Annotated in this window: 15 protein-coding genes, 1 other RNA gene and 1 pseudogene; 9 read left to right on the top strand and 8 right to left on the bottom strand. The window is 64.9% G+C overall.

Annotated elements, in window-relative coordinates; all coding sequences use genetic code 11:
* The first annotated feature begins 61 nt into the window (after positions 1 to 61).
* From N5A92_RS19845 to N5A92_RS19830, 4 genes are all read left to right on the top strand, one after another.
* Positions 62 to 718: a thiamine phosphate synthase gene (locus N5A92_RS19845; protein WP_260905712.1), complete on the top strand. Its 657-nt coding sequence runs from the start codon at positions 62 to 64 to the stop codon at positions 716 to 718.
* Position 719: 1 nt separating this feature from the next.
* On the top strand, positions 720 to 1,703 hold the full coding sequence (locus N5A92_RS19840; protein WP_260905710.1) for a tetratricopeptide repeat protein: 984 nt from the start codon (positions 720 to 722) through the stop codon (positions 1,701 to 1,703).
* Positions 1,704 to 1,856: 153 nt separating this feature from the next.
* A complete protein-coding gene (efp, locus tag N5A92_RS19835; RefSeq protein WP_163265515.1) occupies positions 1,857 to 2,420 on the top strand; it encodes an elongation factor P in 564 nt (187 codons plus the stop codon).
* Between the two features lie 37 nt (positions 2,421 to 2,457).
* The gene (locus N5A92_RS19830; RefSeq protein WP_260905707.1) at positions 2,458 to 3,252 is read left to right on the top strand and encodes an inositol monophosphatase family protein; all 795 of its coding nucleotides are present in this window, start codon (positions 2,458 to 2,460) and stop codon (positions 3,250 to 3,252) included.
* 22 nt (positions 3,253 to 3,274) lie between these two features.
* On the opposite strand, the gene N5A92_RS19825 is transcribed toward N5A92_RS19830, so the two are convergent.
* The gene (locus N5A92_RS19825; RefSeq protein ID WP_260905705.1) at positions 3,275 to 4,195 is read right to left on the bottom strand and encodes an NAD-dependent epimerase/dehydratase family protein; all 921 of its coding nucleotides are present in this window, start codon (positions 4,193 to 4,195) and stop codon (positions 3,275 to 3,277) included.
* Positions 4,196 to 4,430: 235 nt separating this feature from the next.
* Between N5A92_RS19825 and N5A92_RS19820 the strand changes: the two genes are divergently transcribed.
* From N5A92_RS19820 to N5A92_RS19810, 3 genes and pseudogenes are all read left to right on the top strand, one after another.
* A complete protein-coding gene (locus N5A92_RS19820; protein WP_260905703.1) occupies positions 4,431 to 5,447 on the top strand; it encodes a MotA/TolQ/ExbB proton channel family protein in 1,017 nt (338 codons plus the stop codon).
* The gene (locus N5A92_RS19815; RefSeq protein WP_260905702.1) at positions 5,447 to 6,478 is read left to right on the top strand and encodes a peptidoglycan -binding protein; all 1,032 of its coding nucleotides are present in this window, start codon (positions 5,447 to 5,449) and stop codon (positions 6,476 to 6,478) included. Before N5A92_RS19820 ends, N5A92_RS19815 begins: the two co-directional genes overlap by 1 nt.
* 54 nt (positions 6,479 to 6,532) lie before the next feature.
* Positions 6,533 to 8,190 (top strand): annotated as a pseudogene (locus tag N5A92_RS19810) (FAD-binding dehydrogenase).
* 3 nt (positions 8,191 to 8,193) lie between these two features.
* Here the strand turns inward: N5A92_RS19810 and N5A92_RS19805 are convergent.
* Positions 8,194 to 9,999, bottom strand: a complete 1,806-nt coding sequence (locus tag N5A92_RS19805; protein WP_260905701.1) for an ABC transporter transmembrane domain-containing protein — start codon at positions 9,997 to 9,999, stop codon at positions 8,194 to 8,196.
* Positions 10,000 to 10,193: 194 nt separating this feature from the next.
* Between N5A92_RS19805 and rpmE the strand changes: the two genes are divergently transcribed.
* Positions 10,194 to 10,415, top strand: a complete 222-nt coding sequence (gene rpmE / locus N5A92_RS19800; protein ID WP_260905700.1) for a 50S ribosomal protein L31 — start codon at positions 10,194 to 10,196, stop codon at positions 10,413 to 10,415.
* Between the two features lie 69 nt (positions 10,416 to 10,484).
* Here the strand turns inward: rpmE and N5A92_RS19795 are convergent, their stop codons facing one another.
* Positions 10,485 to 10,760, bottom strand: coding sequence for an Rdx family protein (locus N5A92_RS19795; protein ID WP_260905699.1), 276 nt, complete (start codon positions 10,758 to 10,760; stop codon positions 10,485 to 10,487).
* Positions 10,761 to 10,770: 10 nt separating this feature from the next.
* The gene (locus N5A92_RS19790; RefSeq protein WP_260905698.1) at positions 10,771 to 11,520 is read right to left on the bottom strand and encodes a YebC/PmpR family DNA-binding transcriptional regulator; all 750 of its coding nucleotides are present in this window, start codon (positions 11,518 to 11,520) and stop codon (positions 10,771 to 10,773) included.
* Between the two features lie 181 nt (positions 11,521 to 11,701).
* Between N5A92_RS19790 and N5A92_RS19785 the strand changes: the two genes are divergently transcribed.
* Positions 11,702 to 12,496, top strand: a complete 795-nt coding sequence (locus N5A92_RS19785) for an MBL fold metallo-hydrolase (protein ID WP_260905697.1) — start codon at positions 11,702 to 11,704, stop codon at positions 12,494 to 12,496.
* Positions 12,497 to 12,503: 7 nt separating this feature from the next.
* Here the strand turns inward: N5A92_RS19785 and N5A92_RS19780 are convergent, their stop codons facing one another.
* The 4 genes from N5A92_RS19780 to ssrS form a co-directional block, all read right to left on the bottom strand.
* On the bottom strand, positions 12,504 to 13,271 hold the full coding sequence (locus N5A92_RS19780) for a TerC family protein (RefSeq protein ID WP_260905696.1): 768 nt from the start codon (positions 13,269 to 13,271) through the stop codon (positions 12,504 to 12,506).
* Positions 13,272 to 13,339: 68 nt separating this feature from the next.
* Entirely contained in the window at positions 13,340 to 14,164 is an 825-nt protein-coding gene (locus N5A92_RS19775; RefSeq protein ID WP_260905695.1) for a TIGR00282 family metallophosphoesterase, read from the bottom strand.
* A gap of 9 nt (positions 14,165 to 14,173) precedes the next feature.
* Positions 14,174 to 14,764: a 5-formyltetrahydrofolate cyclo-ligase gene (locus N5A92_RS19770; protein WP_425248614.1), complete on the bottom strand. Its 591-nt coding sequence runs from the start codon at positions 14,762 to 14,764 to the stop codon at positions 14,174 to 14,176.
* A 103-nt stretch (positions 14,765 to 14,867) separates the two neighbouring features.
* Positions 14,868 to 15,023, bottom strand: a non-coding RNA gene (gene ssrS, locus N5A92_RS19765) — 6S RNA.
* Positions 15,024 to 15,297 lie beyond the last annotated feature (274 nt).

The raw sequence follows: 15,297 nt of genomic DNA, 5'->3' as shown, positions 1-15,297 counted from the left end.
AACCAAAAACGGCAGGCAGTACCGGCTGCCCGCCAGAGCCGGAAAATGATGTCGGAACGCCATGAGTGAAGAGGAAACGCCTAACCGCTGCCGCATCGTGCTCATCGCCCCGCCAGCAGGTGCGGGCGACGCGGCCCGTATCGAGGCCGCGCTGTCGGGCGGCGACATCGCATCCTTGATCTTGCCCGACTATGGCGCCGACGAGGCGGCCTTCCAGGACTATGCCGAACGGCTGACGCCGCTGGCCCAGGCGCGCGGTATCGCCGTTATCATCGCCGGCGAGCCGCGCACGGCCGCCCGCGTCCAAGCCGACGGCATCCACGTCGAGGGCTCGAAGTCGGAACTGGCAGACGCTGTCCGCAAATATCAAGACCGAATGGTGGTCGGCTGCGGCGGGGCGAAAACCCGCGACGACGCGCTGGAACTCGGAGAGACGCAACCTGACTATATCTTCTTCGGCCGCTTCGGCTACGATAACAAGCCGGAGCCCCACCCGCGCAATCTCACACTCGGCGGCTGGTGGTCGCAGATGATTAGCGTTCCCTGCATCGTGCTTGCCGGCACCGATATCCGCTCCGTGCAGGCGGTGGCCGAGACCGGCGCGGAATTCGTCGCCCTCGGCGCCGCCGTCTTCGCCGATGGGGCGGACCCGGCGCGCATGGTGACGGGAGCCAACATGCTGCTCGACCTGCACGCGCCCGCATTCGAAGACAGGTGACATGAACGAAGCCGCCAAATCCTGTCTCGTGATCCTCTTGCTTGCGCTCGCCATGGGGCCCCAAGCTGCTTGGGCGCAGGAGGACGGCACCACGGCTGCGGAGACGCAGCCCAGACCGGGCCCCCAGGAGCCATCGTCCAGAGAAGTCGACCCGAAGCGCTTCGGCAAGGTGCCGGACCCCGCTTTCGGCGCCTATCAGCGTGGACACTATCTCACCGCCCTGGAACTTGCCCGCCCCCGCGCCGAAGCAGGGAATTCTGCCGCGCAGACGCTGATGGCCGAGATCTACGCCCGTGGCCTGGGCGTCGCGCGCGACGCCCAGGAAGCGGCCAAGTGGTATGCCAAGGCGGCGGAGCAGGGCGATCCCGAGGCACAGATGCAGTACGCGCTCATGCTCATCGACGGCCGCTTTGTGAAAGAGGATCGGGAAAAGGCCTACACCCTGATGCGGAGCGCGGCCGAAGCCGGGAAGCCGCTCGCCCAGTTCAACCTCGCGCAGATGATGATTGAAGAGGGCGCTTCCATGGAGGAGGCGGTTGGCTGGTACGAGCGCGCCGCCAGGGCAGGTTTGCCCGACGCGCAATATGCTATGGCGCAGGTGCATGCCAACGGAGTCGGCGGCAAACCGGAAGACGCTGCCGCGGCACTGCGCTGGCTGCTACGGGCCGCCCGTCAGAACTACGACACGGCGCAGCTCGACCTCGGCACCTGGCTCGTCGAAGGCCGCGGCGGTGAGGCGAAGCCTGAGCTGGGTTTCGCATGGCTGAAGCGCGCCGCCGAAGGCGGCAACGTCGCCGCGCAGAACCGCGTCGCCAAGCTCCTTCGCGCCGGCGTCGGCGTCGAGGCAGACCCCGTCCAGGCCGCGGCCTGGTACATCCTGGCGCGCCGCGCCGGCCTCACGGACAGCGAAATGGAAGATTTCCTGGATGGCCTGACGAGCGAACAGTTGAAGGATGCGCTGGAACGCGCCAACAGGTTGCGATAAGGCAGTACGGCAGTAAGAGAGCGCTTTGCCTTAGTGCCTTCTTGCCTCACTCACCTGTTCCCTTCCCGCCTGTCTTGCTTAGTTGGGTGTTTTGTGGTCTTGGAGGCGCCGGCTCGCGCCCATGCGACGCGGACACGTATCAGGACAGTCACGATGAAGATCAACGGCAACGAAATCCGTCCCGGAAACGTCATAGAGCACAATGGCGGCCTGTGGGTCGCGGTGAAGACGAATGCGGTCAAGCCCGGCAAGGGCGGCGCCTATAACCAGGTCGAACTTAAGAACCTCATCGACGGCACCAAGCTCAACGAGCGCTTCCGCGCCGCCGAGACGGTCGAGAAGGTGCGGCTGGAACAAAAGGACTTCTCCTACCTTTACGAGCAGGGCGAAGCGCTGGTCTTCATGGATACGGAGACTTATGAGCAGCTTGAACTGCAGAAGGATTTTGTCGGCGACCGCGCTGCCTTCCTGCAGGACGGCATGACCGTGACGGTGGAGCTCTATCAGGAAAAGCCGATCGGCATCTCGCTGCCCGACCAGGTGACGCTGCAAGTGGTCGAGGCTGACCCCGTGGTCAAGGGCCAGACGGCGGCGTCCTCCTATAAGCCGGCTGTCATGGAAAACGGCATTCGCGTTATGGTACCGCCGTTCGTCACGTCCGGTGAAAAGATCGTCGTCGATACGAACGACATCACCTATATACGCCGCGCCGACTGAGCGCGCGTCTCGCAACACAACTCCAGGGACATTTTCCATGCCGCGTTCGGCCATCATTAACGTCATGGTTCAAGCCGCCATGAAGGCCGGGCGCTCGCTGGCGCGCGATTTCGGCGAGGTGCAAAACCTGCAGGTTTCGCTCAAGGGACCCGGCGACTACGTCAGCCAGGCCGACCGCCGCGCCGAGGAGATCGTCCACGCCGAGCTTTCGCGCGCCCGCCCGGGCTACGCTTTCCTCATGGAGGAGCGCGGCGTGGTGGAAGGCGAAGACGCCCAGCACCGCTGGCTGGTCGACCCGCTCGACGGCACCACCAACTTCCTGCACGGCATCCCCATCTTCGCCGTCTCCATTGCGCTCGAAAGGCAGGGCCAGATCGTGGCCGGTGTCATCTACAACCCGGCTATGGACGAGCTCTACAGCGCCGAGCGCGGCGGTGGCGCCTTCTTCAACGACCGGCGTATGCGCGTGGCCGCGCGCATGCGGCTGTCCGACACCGTCGTCAGCACGGGCATCCCTCATCTCGGCCGTGGCCACCACGGCCAGGCGCTCCTCGACCTGCGCAATGTGATGGCCGAGACCGCCGGCATCCGCCGCATGGGCGCGGCTGCGCTCGACCTTGCCTATGTCGCCGCCGGCCGCGTGGACGGTTTCTGGGAAGATGCGTTGCAGCCCTGGGACACCGCGGCGGGCATCCTGATGGTGCGCGAGGCCGGCGGCTTCGTCACCGACAGGTCCGGTGGCCAGGACATGTTCGGCACCGGCTCCATTGTCGCCGGCAACGAAACCATCCACCGCGCGCTCCTCAAGACGCTGCAGAAGCCGGTCCGCTAATCCGTGAGGCATGCTTTCACCCTCATGGCTCGACAAGCTCACCATGAGGGCGGGACTGCTTCACGTAGGACTGGCCGGACTGCAGGATCGCATCCTGCGCCGTCTCAGGCGGGTTCCACTCGAACGTCCGCATGAAATCGGACGGGTCGAGCGTTAGATCGTCCAGCAGCGCCGCAGCAAGTTTCCGCCTGCCGCTCGCGCGAGCGGCCAAACGCAGGAGGCCCGGAGGGACCGGCAGGAGCCGCCTCGGCCGCCCCATCCCCGCGCGGAGCAATGTGAGCATCTCGCAGAGCGATACCTGCTCCCGGTCCGCCACCTCGTAGACCCCGCTGCCGATACCTAGCAGCCCCGCCTCCGCCGCGACGGCGATCGCATCACAGAGGTTTCCCACCGAGCACAGGGAGCGGTGGTTGGAGACCAGCCCGAAGGGCAAGGGTACGCCCGTGGCGGCAAGCCGCTGCAGCCGTTGCCAGTTGCCCGGTGCGTCGTGTCCGTAGGCGAGCGGCGGGCGCAGCGCGATGCCCGTCTTGCCGTCCATCGCGGCAAAACGTTGCACATGGGCCTCGCCGGCACGTTTCGACAGTCCATAAGCGTTGGCGCCCTCCCGCGCGGCGATGCTGCTGACGAAAACGACCGCATGCACGCCGGCGGCCGCACAAGCCTCGACAAGCCTCCCCGTCCCCGCCTCGTTGATGGCGAAGTACTCCGCCTCGCATGCATCTTCTCGGTGCGCCACTCCGGCAAGGTGAACAACGGCGTCGACCCCGGCAAGCGCCGCCTGCCAGTCGGTGGCGGCGTTGATCTCACCAACTGCGAAGAACCGCCTCGCCCCCGCGCGCGGGCGCCTGCCCGCCTCGGCGACATCGTGCCCGCGTGCCGCCAGCAGCGGCGCGAGATGGCGACCGATGAAGCCGGACGCGCCGGTGACGAGCACTTTCGCCATGGAACTTGCCCTCGCTGGTTGGCTGCGTGTACGTTTCCCGGGATGGAGAGGCAATAAGGCTTATTTCAATTTCGTCACAATTCCGTTTAGAGTCTCGGCCAGTCTCAGGCGGAGGTCGGGTGATAAATAGTATTTGGTGCCCCCGGGGCGGGCGATATAGGCTACATTCATGTCGGGCGGCGCTCCGTCACCGCAACACGATCCGCCCACACGGCCTAACGAACTCGAGGAACATATGGCCTTGCTGAAATCGCTGGGAGCGGACGGTCTCACCGAAGAAGAGAGATACGACCCGCGGAGCCTTTCCAGCCCTCATGTTTTCCTCTATTCGATGCTGATCTTCCTGGCGATCGCCGGCTTCGTGGCGGCAATCCTCTATCGCCAGATCTCCTCCGCATTCCAAAGCAACCCGGGGCTCAACGGGCTCATTCTCGGCGTGCTCGCGGTCGGCATCCTGCTGGCCTTCGCGCAGGTCATCCGGCTTTTCCGCGAGGTGCGCTGGATCAATTCATTCCTGGCCGGGACCGAAGCGACGGAGCCGGTCCTGCTGGCCCCCATGAAGGCGCTGTTGAGCCGCTCTTCCGCCATGGCGCTGTCCACCAGCTCCATGCGCTCCATCCTCGATTCCATCGCCACCCGCCTCGACGAGAGCCGTGACATATCGCGCTATCTGATCGGCCTGCTCGTCTTCCTCGGCCTGCTCGGCACCTTCTGGGGCCTTTTGCAGACTATCAGCTCCATCGGCGACACGATCCAGTCGCTCGATCCGGGCACGGGCGACGCCAACGACATCCTCGATTCGCTGAAGGCGGGGCTGTCGGCGCCGCTGGGCGGCATGGGAACGGCCTTCTCGTCCTCGCTCTTTGGCCTGTCCGGCTCGCTCATCCTCGGCTTTCTCGACCTGCAGGCCGGCCGCGCCCAGAATCGCTTCTACACCGAACTGGAAAACTGGCTGTCCACAGTCACCGACTTGAGCTCCGATCTTACCGAAGGCGCAAAAAACGGCACGTCTGAGGAGTTGCGCGCATTGGCGGAGAAGTTGCGCACGGTGCAGGAGTCCGGCGGCAGCAATCCGCGCACAGCCGCCGCCATGGCGTCGCTTGCCACCGGCATTTCGGGTCTGGTGAAGAACATGCGCCAGGAGCAGCAGATGATGCGCGACTGGGTGGAGGCGCAGGCCGAGGATCAGAAGGCGCTGCGCGAAACGCTCGATAAGATCGCCGCCTCCTTGAAGAAACGGGAAAATAACTGATGGCGCTGGCACGCGCGCGTCGCCGTGAGAGGGGAGTCGACTACTGGCCGGGCTTCGTCGACGCCATGGCCACGCTGCTGCTCGCCATCATGTTCCTGCTGTCGGTCTTCGTGCTGGCGCAGTTTCTCCTGAGCCAGGAGATCACCAGCCGGGACGCCGTTCTCGACCGTCTCAACGCGCAGGTGAACGAGCTGACGCAGCTCCTGGCGCTGGAGCAGGCCAATGCCCAGGATGCCGAAGATCAGCTTGCCAGCCTGCGCGCCTCGCTGGCCGAGGCCGAGGCCGAGCAGTCGCGCCTCCAACAGCTTCTGGCGAGCGATAGCGGTCGCAGCGAAGAGGCCCAGCAGCGTATCGGCACGCTCACTGGCGAGCTCGAAGAAGAGCGCCAGGTCAGCCAGCGCGCGCTGTCCCAGGTGGAGCTCCTGAACCAGCAGATCTCGGCGCTGCGCCAGCAGATCGGCGCCCTTGAGGCCGCGCTTGAGGTATCCGAGCAGCGTGATGTCGAAGCCAAGGCCAAGATCGCCGACCTCGGCCGCCGGCTCAACGTGGCGCTGGCCCAGCGCGTGCAGGAACTGAACCGCTATCGCTCCGACTTCTTCGGTCGCCTGCGCGAGATTCTCTCCGACCGCGAGAACATCCGCATCGTCGGCGACCGCTTCGTCTTCCAGTCGGAGGTGCTATTCGCCTCCGGCGCCACGGAGATCAACGAGAATGGTCGGGAGGAGATGCGGAAGCTCGCCAACGCCATTCTCGACCTGCAGAAGGAGATCCCGCCGGAGATCGACTGGGTGCTGCGTGTCGACGGCCACACGGACGACGTGCCGCTGTCCGGAACCGGGCGCTATCGCGACAACTGGGAGCTTTCCACCGCGCGCGCCACCTCCGTCGTTAAGTTCCTGATCGAAAACGGCGTTCCGGCGAGCCGGCTGGTCGCTGCAGGCTTCGGAGAGTACCAGCCGCTCGATCCCGCCGACACGCCGGAGGCACGTGCCAGGAACCGCCGTATCGAGCTGAAGCTCACCGAGAAGTAAGCGGCTTCCCCTTGTCCGCGGCTCCAATTACTCTGGCCGAAACGGAGGGGAATCATGGCCGACGATACCGACGCAATCGTCATCGGTAGCGGGCTTGCCGGTCTGACGGCGGCGGCGGAACTGGCGGACGCCGGTAAACGCGTCCTCATTCTCGAACAGGAAGGCGAGAATTCGCTCGGCGGCCAAGCCTTCTGGTCGCTCGGCGGGCTCTTCATGGTCGGTAGTCCCGAGCAGCGGCGCATGCGCATCCGCGACAGCCGGGAGCTTGCGCTTCAGGACTGGATGGGCTCGGCTGGATTCGACCGTGAGGAGGATCACTGGCCGAGGAAAGTCGCCGAAGCCTTCGTCGACTTCGCCGCCGGCGAGATGCGCTCCTGGCTCTATCAAATGGGCATGCGCTGGTTTCCCGTCGTGGGATGGGCTGAGCGTGGAGGGGCGCAGGCTCACGGCCACGGCAACTCCGTCCCCCGCTTCCACATCACCTGGGGCACCGGCCCCGGCGTGGTCGAACCGTTCGAGCGCCGGGTGCGTGCGCATGCCGAACATGGCTTGGTCACACAGAAATTCCGCCACCGGGCGACCCGGCTCGTCAATCGAAGGGCGCCATAACGGGCGTCGCCGGCGACATCCTGGAACCCTCCACGGAAAGGCGCGGCGAGAAGTCCGGCCGCACCGTCATCGGCGACTTCGCTTTCAAGGCACCTCTGGTCGTCGTCGCATCAGGCGGCATCGGCGGCAACCTGGACCTCGTGCGCAAGAACTGGCCCTCGAACCGCCTAGGCCCGCCGCCCAAATCCATGGTCTCCGGCGTGCCCCACCACGTCGACGGCGCAATGATCGAGATTGCCAGAAAGGCAGGGGCGGCCACCATCAACACCGACCGTATGTGGCACTACACCGAAGGCGTGAAGAACTGGTCGCCCATCTGGCCCTACCACGGCATCCGCATCCTGCCCGGCCCCTCCTCCATGTGGTTCGATGCCCTTGGCAACCGCCTGCCCGCCCCCTGTCTCCCCGGCTTCGACACGCTGTCCACGCTGAGGCATATTCTTTCGACGGGATACGATTATTCCTGGTTCGTGCTGACGCAGAAAATCATCGAAAAGGAGTTCGCGCTTTCGGGCTCCGAGCAGAACCCCGACCTGACCTCGAAGAGCTGGCTCCAGGTGCTGAAAAGCCGCCGCGGCAAGGGCGCGCCGCCGCCCGTCGAGGCTTTCAAGGAAAAGGGCGAGGATTTCATCGTCCGCGACGATCTACGCGATCTCGTGGCGGCGATGAACGCGCTTGCTGGCGACAGCCTGCTCGACCACGACCATATCGAGGCGCAGATCGCCGCCCGTGATCGCGAACTCGACAACCCGTTCGCCAAGGACGCGCAGATCGTCGCCATCCGCGGCGCCCGCGCCTATCTGGGCGATCGGCTCATCCGCACGGCCAGGCCGCACAAGATCCTCGATCCGGACAACGGGCCGCTGATCGCCGTAAAGCTCCACATCCTGACTCGGAAGACGCTGGGCGGGCTGCACACAAATCTCGACGCACAGGTGCTGGACGCTCAAGGCGAGCCGGTGCCCGGCCTCTACGCGGTGGGCGAGGCCGCCGGTTTCGGTGGTGGCGGTTACCACGGCTACAACGCGTTGGAAGGAACGTTCCTCGGCGGTTGTCTCTTCTCAGGCCGCAACGCGGGCCGGCACGCCGCAAAGGCGCTGTAGTCGTTATTCCGCCGCGCCCTTGAAGACATCCGCACCTGCATCGAACTGCAGGCTCGCAAGCCGTGCGTAGACACCACCCCGCCCGACCAATTCAGCGTGCGTGCCTTCCTCCACGATCTTTCCATCCGTCATCACCAGGATGCGTTCGGCCTTCAGGATCGTCGCCAGCCGGTGTGCGACAACGATGGTGGTCCGCCCCTCCATCAGCCGCTCCAGCGCCTTCTGCACCAGCGTTTCGCTCTCGGCGTCGAGCGCCGAGGTCGCCTCGTCGAGGAGCAGGATTGGGGCATCGCGCAGGATGGCCCGGGCAATCGCCAGCCGCTGGCGCTGCCCGCCGGACAGTGTCACACCGCGCTCACCCACCTGCGTATCGTAGCCGTCTTCGAGCGCCATGATGAAATCATGCGCGAGCGCTGCCTGCGCGGCCGCTTCCACCTCTTCCCGCGTTGCGCCCGGCCGGCCGAAGGCGATGTTTTCAGCCGCACTCTCGGCGAACACCGTCACGTCCTGCGGCACGATGGCGAGCCGCTCACGCACCGCCTGCGGGTCCGCCTGTCTTATATCGACGCCATCGACCAGCACCTGGCCCTCGATCGGGTCGTAATAGCGCAGGATCAGCGAGAAGATCGTGCTCTTGCCCGCCCCGGACGGTCCGACGATGGCCACCGTCTCACCCGGCGCGACGTCTAAAGACAGCCCGTGCAATGCGGAGCGCTCCGGCCGGGTAGGGTAGGAAAAGCTCACATTGCGGAAGGAGACGGCACCGCGCGGCGGCGATGGCATGGCGACGGGCGCCTCCGGCACTGCAACCGCCGGCTCCTCATCCAGAAGCTCGCCCATCCGCTCGGCGGCGCCGGCCGCCTGTGAGAGTTCACCCCACACCTCCGACAACGCGCCCAGCGCCCCGGCCGCCAGCACCGCATAGAGCAGGAACTGGCCGAGCGTGCCGGCGGTCATAGTGCCGGCAAGCACATCGTGCGAGCCGACCCACAGCACCGCGACCACTGAGGAGAAGGTGGTGAAGATGGCGAAGAAGGTGAGGAAGGAGCGTGCGAAGATGGAGGAGCGTGCCGCCGCGAATGCCGCCTCCACCGCTGCGCCGAAGCGCCCCCTCACGCTTTTCTCACTGGTGAAGGCCTGCAGCACCCGCACGGCGCCGATCTGCTCGCTCGCATAGGCCGTCGCCTCGGCAAGCTGGTCCTGCGCGTACCGCGAGCGCCGCCGTACAGAGCGACCGAACGCGACAAGCGGCAGGACGATGAAGGGAATGGCGACGACGACCAGCAGCGAAAGCCGCGGGCTCGTGATCACCATCATGACGACCGCTCCAAGACCCATGATGACGTTTCTGAGGGCCGACGAGGCCGTGGAGCCGACCGCCGCCTTGATCTGCGTGGTGTCCGCCGTCAGCCGCGACACGATCTCCCCCGACTGCGCGCGGTCGAAGAAAGCCGGTGAAAGACACGTGACATGGCCAAAAACATTGCGCCTCAGATCCGCCACCACCCGCTCACCGAGCGTAACGACGAAATAGTACCGGCAGGCTGACGCCACCGCCAGCACGGCTGCCACGACGATCAGCATGGAGAAATAGTTGGCGATGAAGGTGCTGTCGGCTTCCGAGAAACCGTGATCGATCATCCGCCTGACAGCGAGCGGCAGCGTCAACGTGGCGCCTGCCGCCAAAAGCAGGAAGAAACATGCACCGACGACGAGGCCGCGGTAGCGGCCCACATACGGCGCCAAGCGCCGGAGCGGATGGAGCGAACGCCGCGCCTTGCCGTCCGATACCGCACTGATCTCTGCCATTACCTGCCCCTCCGGCGCCCGTCGAAGATTCGAACGGTGCCGGCCTTGTATCCACCGGACGCCTGATGTATAGGCACGCGAACCTTTTCGAAGCCGTAGCGGTCAATGGCCGCGGCTTCAAGTTTTCAGCATGGGCGAGATTGCCGCAGCGCAAGTGCAGCGCCTCGATGCGGATACAGATTCAGGACAGATCGATGAAAGCCGACATTCATCCCAACTACCACATGATCAAGGTCGTCATGACAGACGGCACCGAATACGAGACGCGCTCGACCTGGGGCAAGGAAGGCGACACCTTGCATCTCGACATTGATCCCACCACGCACCCCGCCTGGACGGGCGGTCAGCAGACGCTGGTGGATCGCGGCGGCCGCGTCTCCCGTTTCAAGAAGCGCTACGAGGGCCTGGGCATCTAAGCCCGCTTTCACGCACAATAAAAAGCCCGCCGTACCGGCGGGCTTTTTATTTGTCCGGTTGCACACCCGCTATTTGTCCAGATGCCCCATATCGCGCTCTGGATCGATCAGATCGCGCACGCGCCGCTTGAGTTCGGCCGCATCGGGAAAGCCGCCATCACGCTTGCGCTCCCAGATGAGTTCGCCGTCGCAATGGACCTCGAAAATACCGCCAGTGCCCGGCTTCAGGCTCACCTCGGCCAATTCCGTGGAAAAGGTGGATAGCAGTTCCTGCGCCATCCAGCCGGCGCGTAAGAGCCACTGGCACTGGGAGCAATAGGCGATGGTCACGCGGTGATCGGTCATGCCCGTGTCCTCAGGCCGCGCTCAGCTTGGCCATGGTCTCGTCGTCGACCTCGAAGTTGGCGTAGACGTTCTGCACGTCGTCGTCGTCCTCGAGCACGGCGAGAAGCCTCAGCACGGACTGCGCGCGATCCTCGTCCACCGGCGTACCGGTCTGCGGCCGCCACACTGCCTTTATCGATTCCGCCTCGCCGAGCGTCTTTTCCAGCGCTGTGGTCACGTCGCCGAAATCCTCGAACATGCAGGTGATCACGTGGCCGTTGTTGTCCGACTGCACATCCTCGGCGCCGGCCTCAATCGCCGCTTCCATCACCTTGTCGGCGTCACCGGCATCCGCCGGATAGACGATCTCGCCCACCCGGTCGAACATGAAGGACACTGAGCCGGTCTCGCCCAATGATCCGCCGGCCTTCGTGAAGGCGGCGCGCACGTTGGAGGCGGTGCGGTTGCGGTTGTCGGTGAGCGCCTCGACGATCACCGCCACGCCGCCGGGCCCGTAGCCCTCGTAGCGCACTTCCTCGTAGTTCTCCGCATCGCCGCCCGAGGCCTTCTTGATGGCCCGTTCGATATTGTCCTTGGGCATGGACTGGGCCTTGGCGTTCTGCACGGCAAGCCGCAGACGCGGGTTCATGTCCGGGTCGGGCAAGCCCGACTTGGCGGCGACGGTGATCTCGCGCGCCAGCTTGGAAAAGACCTTCGATTTGGCCGCGTCCTGGCGGCCTTTGCGGTGCATGATGTTCTTGAATTGGGAATGGCCGGCCATGGGGCTCCTTCGTCGGAATATTCCTGCGCTTTCACGGATTGGCGGCCTTATAGTGAAATTGGCCGGCAACGTCCAGAAGGTGCACAGCCGAGCATGCTCACGCAATGGTTACGGTGCCCTCCGTGGCGGGAGGCGCGATCATCGGTTAGGATGCACGCCTTGCCAATCCCGGGAGATGCCGATGTCCGCCTTCCGCCTGATTGCCTCTATGTTCGCCTTTCTTCTGATGCCGCTTGCCGCTCATGCGCAGGAGACGCGGCCAAGCACCTGCCTTGCCATGGCCGAGGCGCTGCCAAACGTGACCTTTGTCAACCTCCAGCTGGCAGCCGGCGAGGACGTGACGATCACCTATGCCGGTCATTCCACCTATATCATCGAGACCCCCGCCGGCGTGCGGATCGCTACGGATTTCTCCGGCGCCTACGGAACGCGCCCGACGCCCGACGTCATCACCATGAACAAGGCGCACACCACCCATTTCACCTCCAGTCCCGACCCGGCGATCGAGCACGTGCTTCGGGGTTGGAATCCCGATGGTGGCCCTGCCGAGCACTCGCTGATGGTCGACGACGTCTACATCCGCAACGTGGCGACGGACATCAACCGTTACGGCGTCATGGAGAAGGACGGAAACTCCATCTTCATCTTCGAGGTTGCCGGCCTGTGCATCGGCCATCTGGGGCACCTGCACCATCGGCTGGAGGATTCCCATTATGCCGCCATCGGAAGGCTCGACGTGGTCATGGTGCCGGTGGACGGGGGGCTTACCATGTCGCTCGATGGGATGAGCGAGATCGCGCGAAGGCTGTCCTCATCGGTCATCCTGCCCATGCACCGGCACACTACGCCGCTCGATGCCTTCACCCGGCGCATGGGTGAAGGCTTCGACCTGGACTTCCGCGATTCACGCTCGCTCACCGTCTCGCTGACGACGCTGCCGCAGCGGCCGACTATCGTCGTTCTGGAAGGGGTGTAGGTCTTTCCTACGCCTCTTCCTCCCGCATGGCCTTCTCCCGCGCACGCTTGCGCCGCGCCAGCATGTTGAGCGCCTCGACCAGTGCCGAGAAGCCCATGGCGACGTAGACGTAACCTTTCGGCACGTGGAAGCCGAAGCCGTCGGCGATGAGCGTCATACCGATCATCAGGAGGAAGCCGAGCGCCAGCATGACCACGGTTGGATTGGCGGCGATGAAACGCGACAGCGGTTCGGCTGCCAGCAGCATCACCGTCACCGCGCTGATGACGGCGATGAACATGATGGCGATCTCGTCGGTCATGCCGACGGCGGTGATGATGGAATCGATGGAGAAGACGAGGTCGAGCAGCAATATCTGCACGATCGCCCCGCCTATCGACATCGTTACCGCACCGCCGACCATATCCTCCTTCAGATCCACCGGGTCGACCGAGTGGTGGATCTCCTTCGTCGCCTTCCAGACGAGGAACAGGCCGCCGGCAATCAGGATGAGGTCGCGCCAGGAGAAGCCATGGTCGAAGAGCGTGAACAGCGGCTCTGTAAGCTGCACGATGAACGAGATGGTGGCCAGCAGTGCCAGCCTCAGAATGAGTGCCGCGCTGATGCCCAGCTTGCGGGCGAATGCCTGGCGCTCCTTGGGCAGCTTGTTGGTGAGGATGGAGATGAAGATCAGGTTGTCGATGCCGAGGACGATCTCCAAGACGACGAGGGTCACCAGTGCGACCCAGGCCTCGGGACTCGACACGAATGCGAAGTGGGAAATCAGCCAGTCCATGGCGGCAACCGTCTCTCTTGATGAAAAAGCAAAAAGCCTCGCACAGGTAGGCCCGCCTCCCGCCGCCGTCAACGCCAGAAGGCGGGAATCGTCTCCTCCAGCCTCGGCCCCAGCCTGAGCGGTGCTATCCTTTCGGCAAGTCCCGTACGGTCGGAGATTTCCAGGCCGACGCCGCACAGCGTCGCCGGCCCCGTCGCCGCCTCGAAGCGTCCCTTGGGCACCTTGGTGAGGAAGCGGTTAAGCGGTTCCTCCTTTTCCATCCCCAGCGAGGAATCATAGTCGCCGCACATGCCGGCATCGGAAATGTAGGCGGTGCCGCCGTCGAGAATCTGATGGTCCGCCGTCGGCTGATGTGTGTGTGTGCCGATCACCGCGCTCACCCGCCCGTCGACGAAATGACCGAAGCACATCTTCTCCGACGTCGCCTCGGCATGGAAATCGATCAACACGGCGTCCGCCTGCTCGCCGAGCGGGCATGCGGCAAGCGCCTCCTCGGCGGCGCGAAAGGGATCGTCCAGATCGGGCTGCATGAAGACGCGGCCCATGATGTTCGCCACCAGCACGCGGGCGCCGTTCCTGGCCATGAAAAGCCCCGAGCCCCGGCCGGGCGTGCCCTCGGGGAAATTGGCCGGCCGCAGGAAGCGCTCTTCGTAGGGGGCGAAGCTCAGCGCCTCGCGCTGGTCCCAGACGTGGTTGCCCGTCGTCACCACGTCGGCGCCGGCATTGAGCGTTTCGCGGAAGATTTCCTCGGTGATGCCGAAGCCGCCGGCCGCGTTCTCGCCGTTCACCACCACGAAGTCGAGCTTGAAGTCGGAGATCAGGCCTGGCAGCCGCTCCCAAACCGCGGTGCGGCCGGTCCGCCCCACCATGTCGCCAAGAAAAAGAAGTCGCATTTCCCGCTCTTACAGGGGTGGGGGGAAGCGGCGCAAGCCGCTTTCGGTGAGTATTTCCGGAATGATGACGTCATGCATTTCGTCCGGCACCTGGGGCACCTCCTGGCAGTCGAAGGCGATGCCGACGAGGCGTGGCGCGGCGGTGCCATTCTCCTGAATTCGCGCGATCGCCCGGTCGTAGTAGCCCGCGCCATAGCCGATACGGTGGCCGCGCCGGTCGAACGCGGCCAGCGGCACAAGCATCAGCTCCGGCTCCAGCACTGCCGCGTCCTCGCCCGGCCCCTGCGTGCCGAAGCCCATGTCGACGAGCGGCGCCCCGCGCTTGAGCTCACGGAAGACGATGGTGGTCTTGTCGAGGATCGCCGGCAGACAAAGCCGCGCGCCCCTGTCGGCGAGTGCCGCCATCAGCGGCCGCACATCGACCTCCGAACGCATGGGCCAGAAGCCCGACACCACCCTGCCGGGCCCCGGCGCAAGCTCGTCCACCCACTCGGCAAAGCCGAGCGAGGCTTCCACCCGCCAGTTTGGATCGAGCGCGTCGCGCCGCGCCAGCGCCTCGCCTCGAAGCGCCCTCTTCATCTCACGTGCCGTCATTGTCATCCGCCGGTCCTTCGTCAACGCCCGGACAATAGGGGGCACTCCGCCCGGCGGGAAGGCTGGGAGACGACATTGAAGCGAAGGAGGACGACTGAAAGAGGGAAAGATGCGATCCACGACAACCGATGGAATGTCGATCCCGGGAACCTACAAAGTAGGTGGGCGCCGTATAGCCAAGCCCACGAGCGAGGCCAGGGACAGCTCCCTTAAGGATCGATAAGGCCCCGGGGAAATGATTTCCTGTCGCGAGGCGCAGACCGCAGCCGCAATATAGGCCGCGCGCACGGGCCGCGCCAGTGGCAGGTGATTGCAATTCAGGCTGCGTAGTCAGATTCATGATCGATATGCCTCTTTCGGTCTTGCCAGTGCGGGAGGTAAGGACGCGCCTCATCGTCGCCACGCCCGCCGAAGCGTCTGGCCGTTGATTGGGTGGGAAGCGGGGCGCGTTGTCCGTGCCACTCTATTAACTTTAAGGCGCGAGCAACGCGCCCCGCCGGCCGCTGTCCCGACATTCGACCGGTCTAAGGGCTCTTTCT

It is taken from the genome of Chelativorans salis (genome assembly GCF_025336525.1).
GTDB lineage: Bacteria > Pseudomonadota > Alphaproteobacteria > Rhizobiales > Rhizobiaceae > Chelativorans > Chelativorans salis.
Note: the sequence above shows the minus strand (reverse complement) of the source record. Positions and strands in the feature narration are given on the sequence as shown.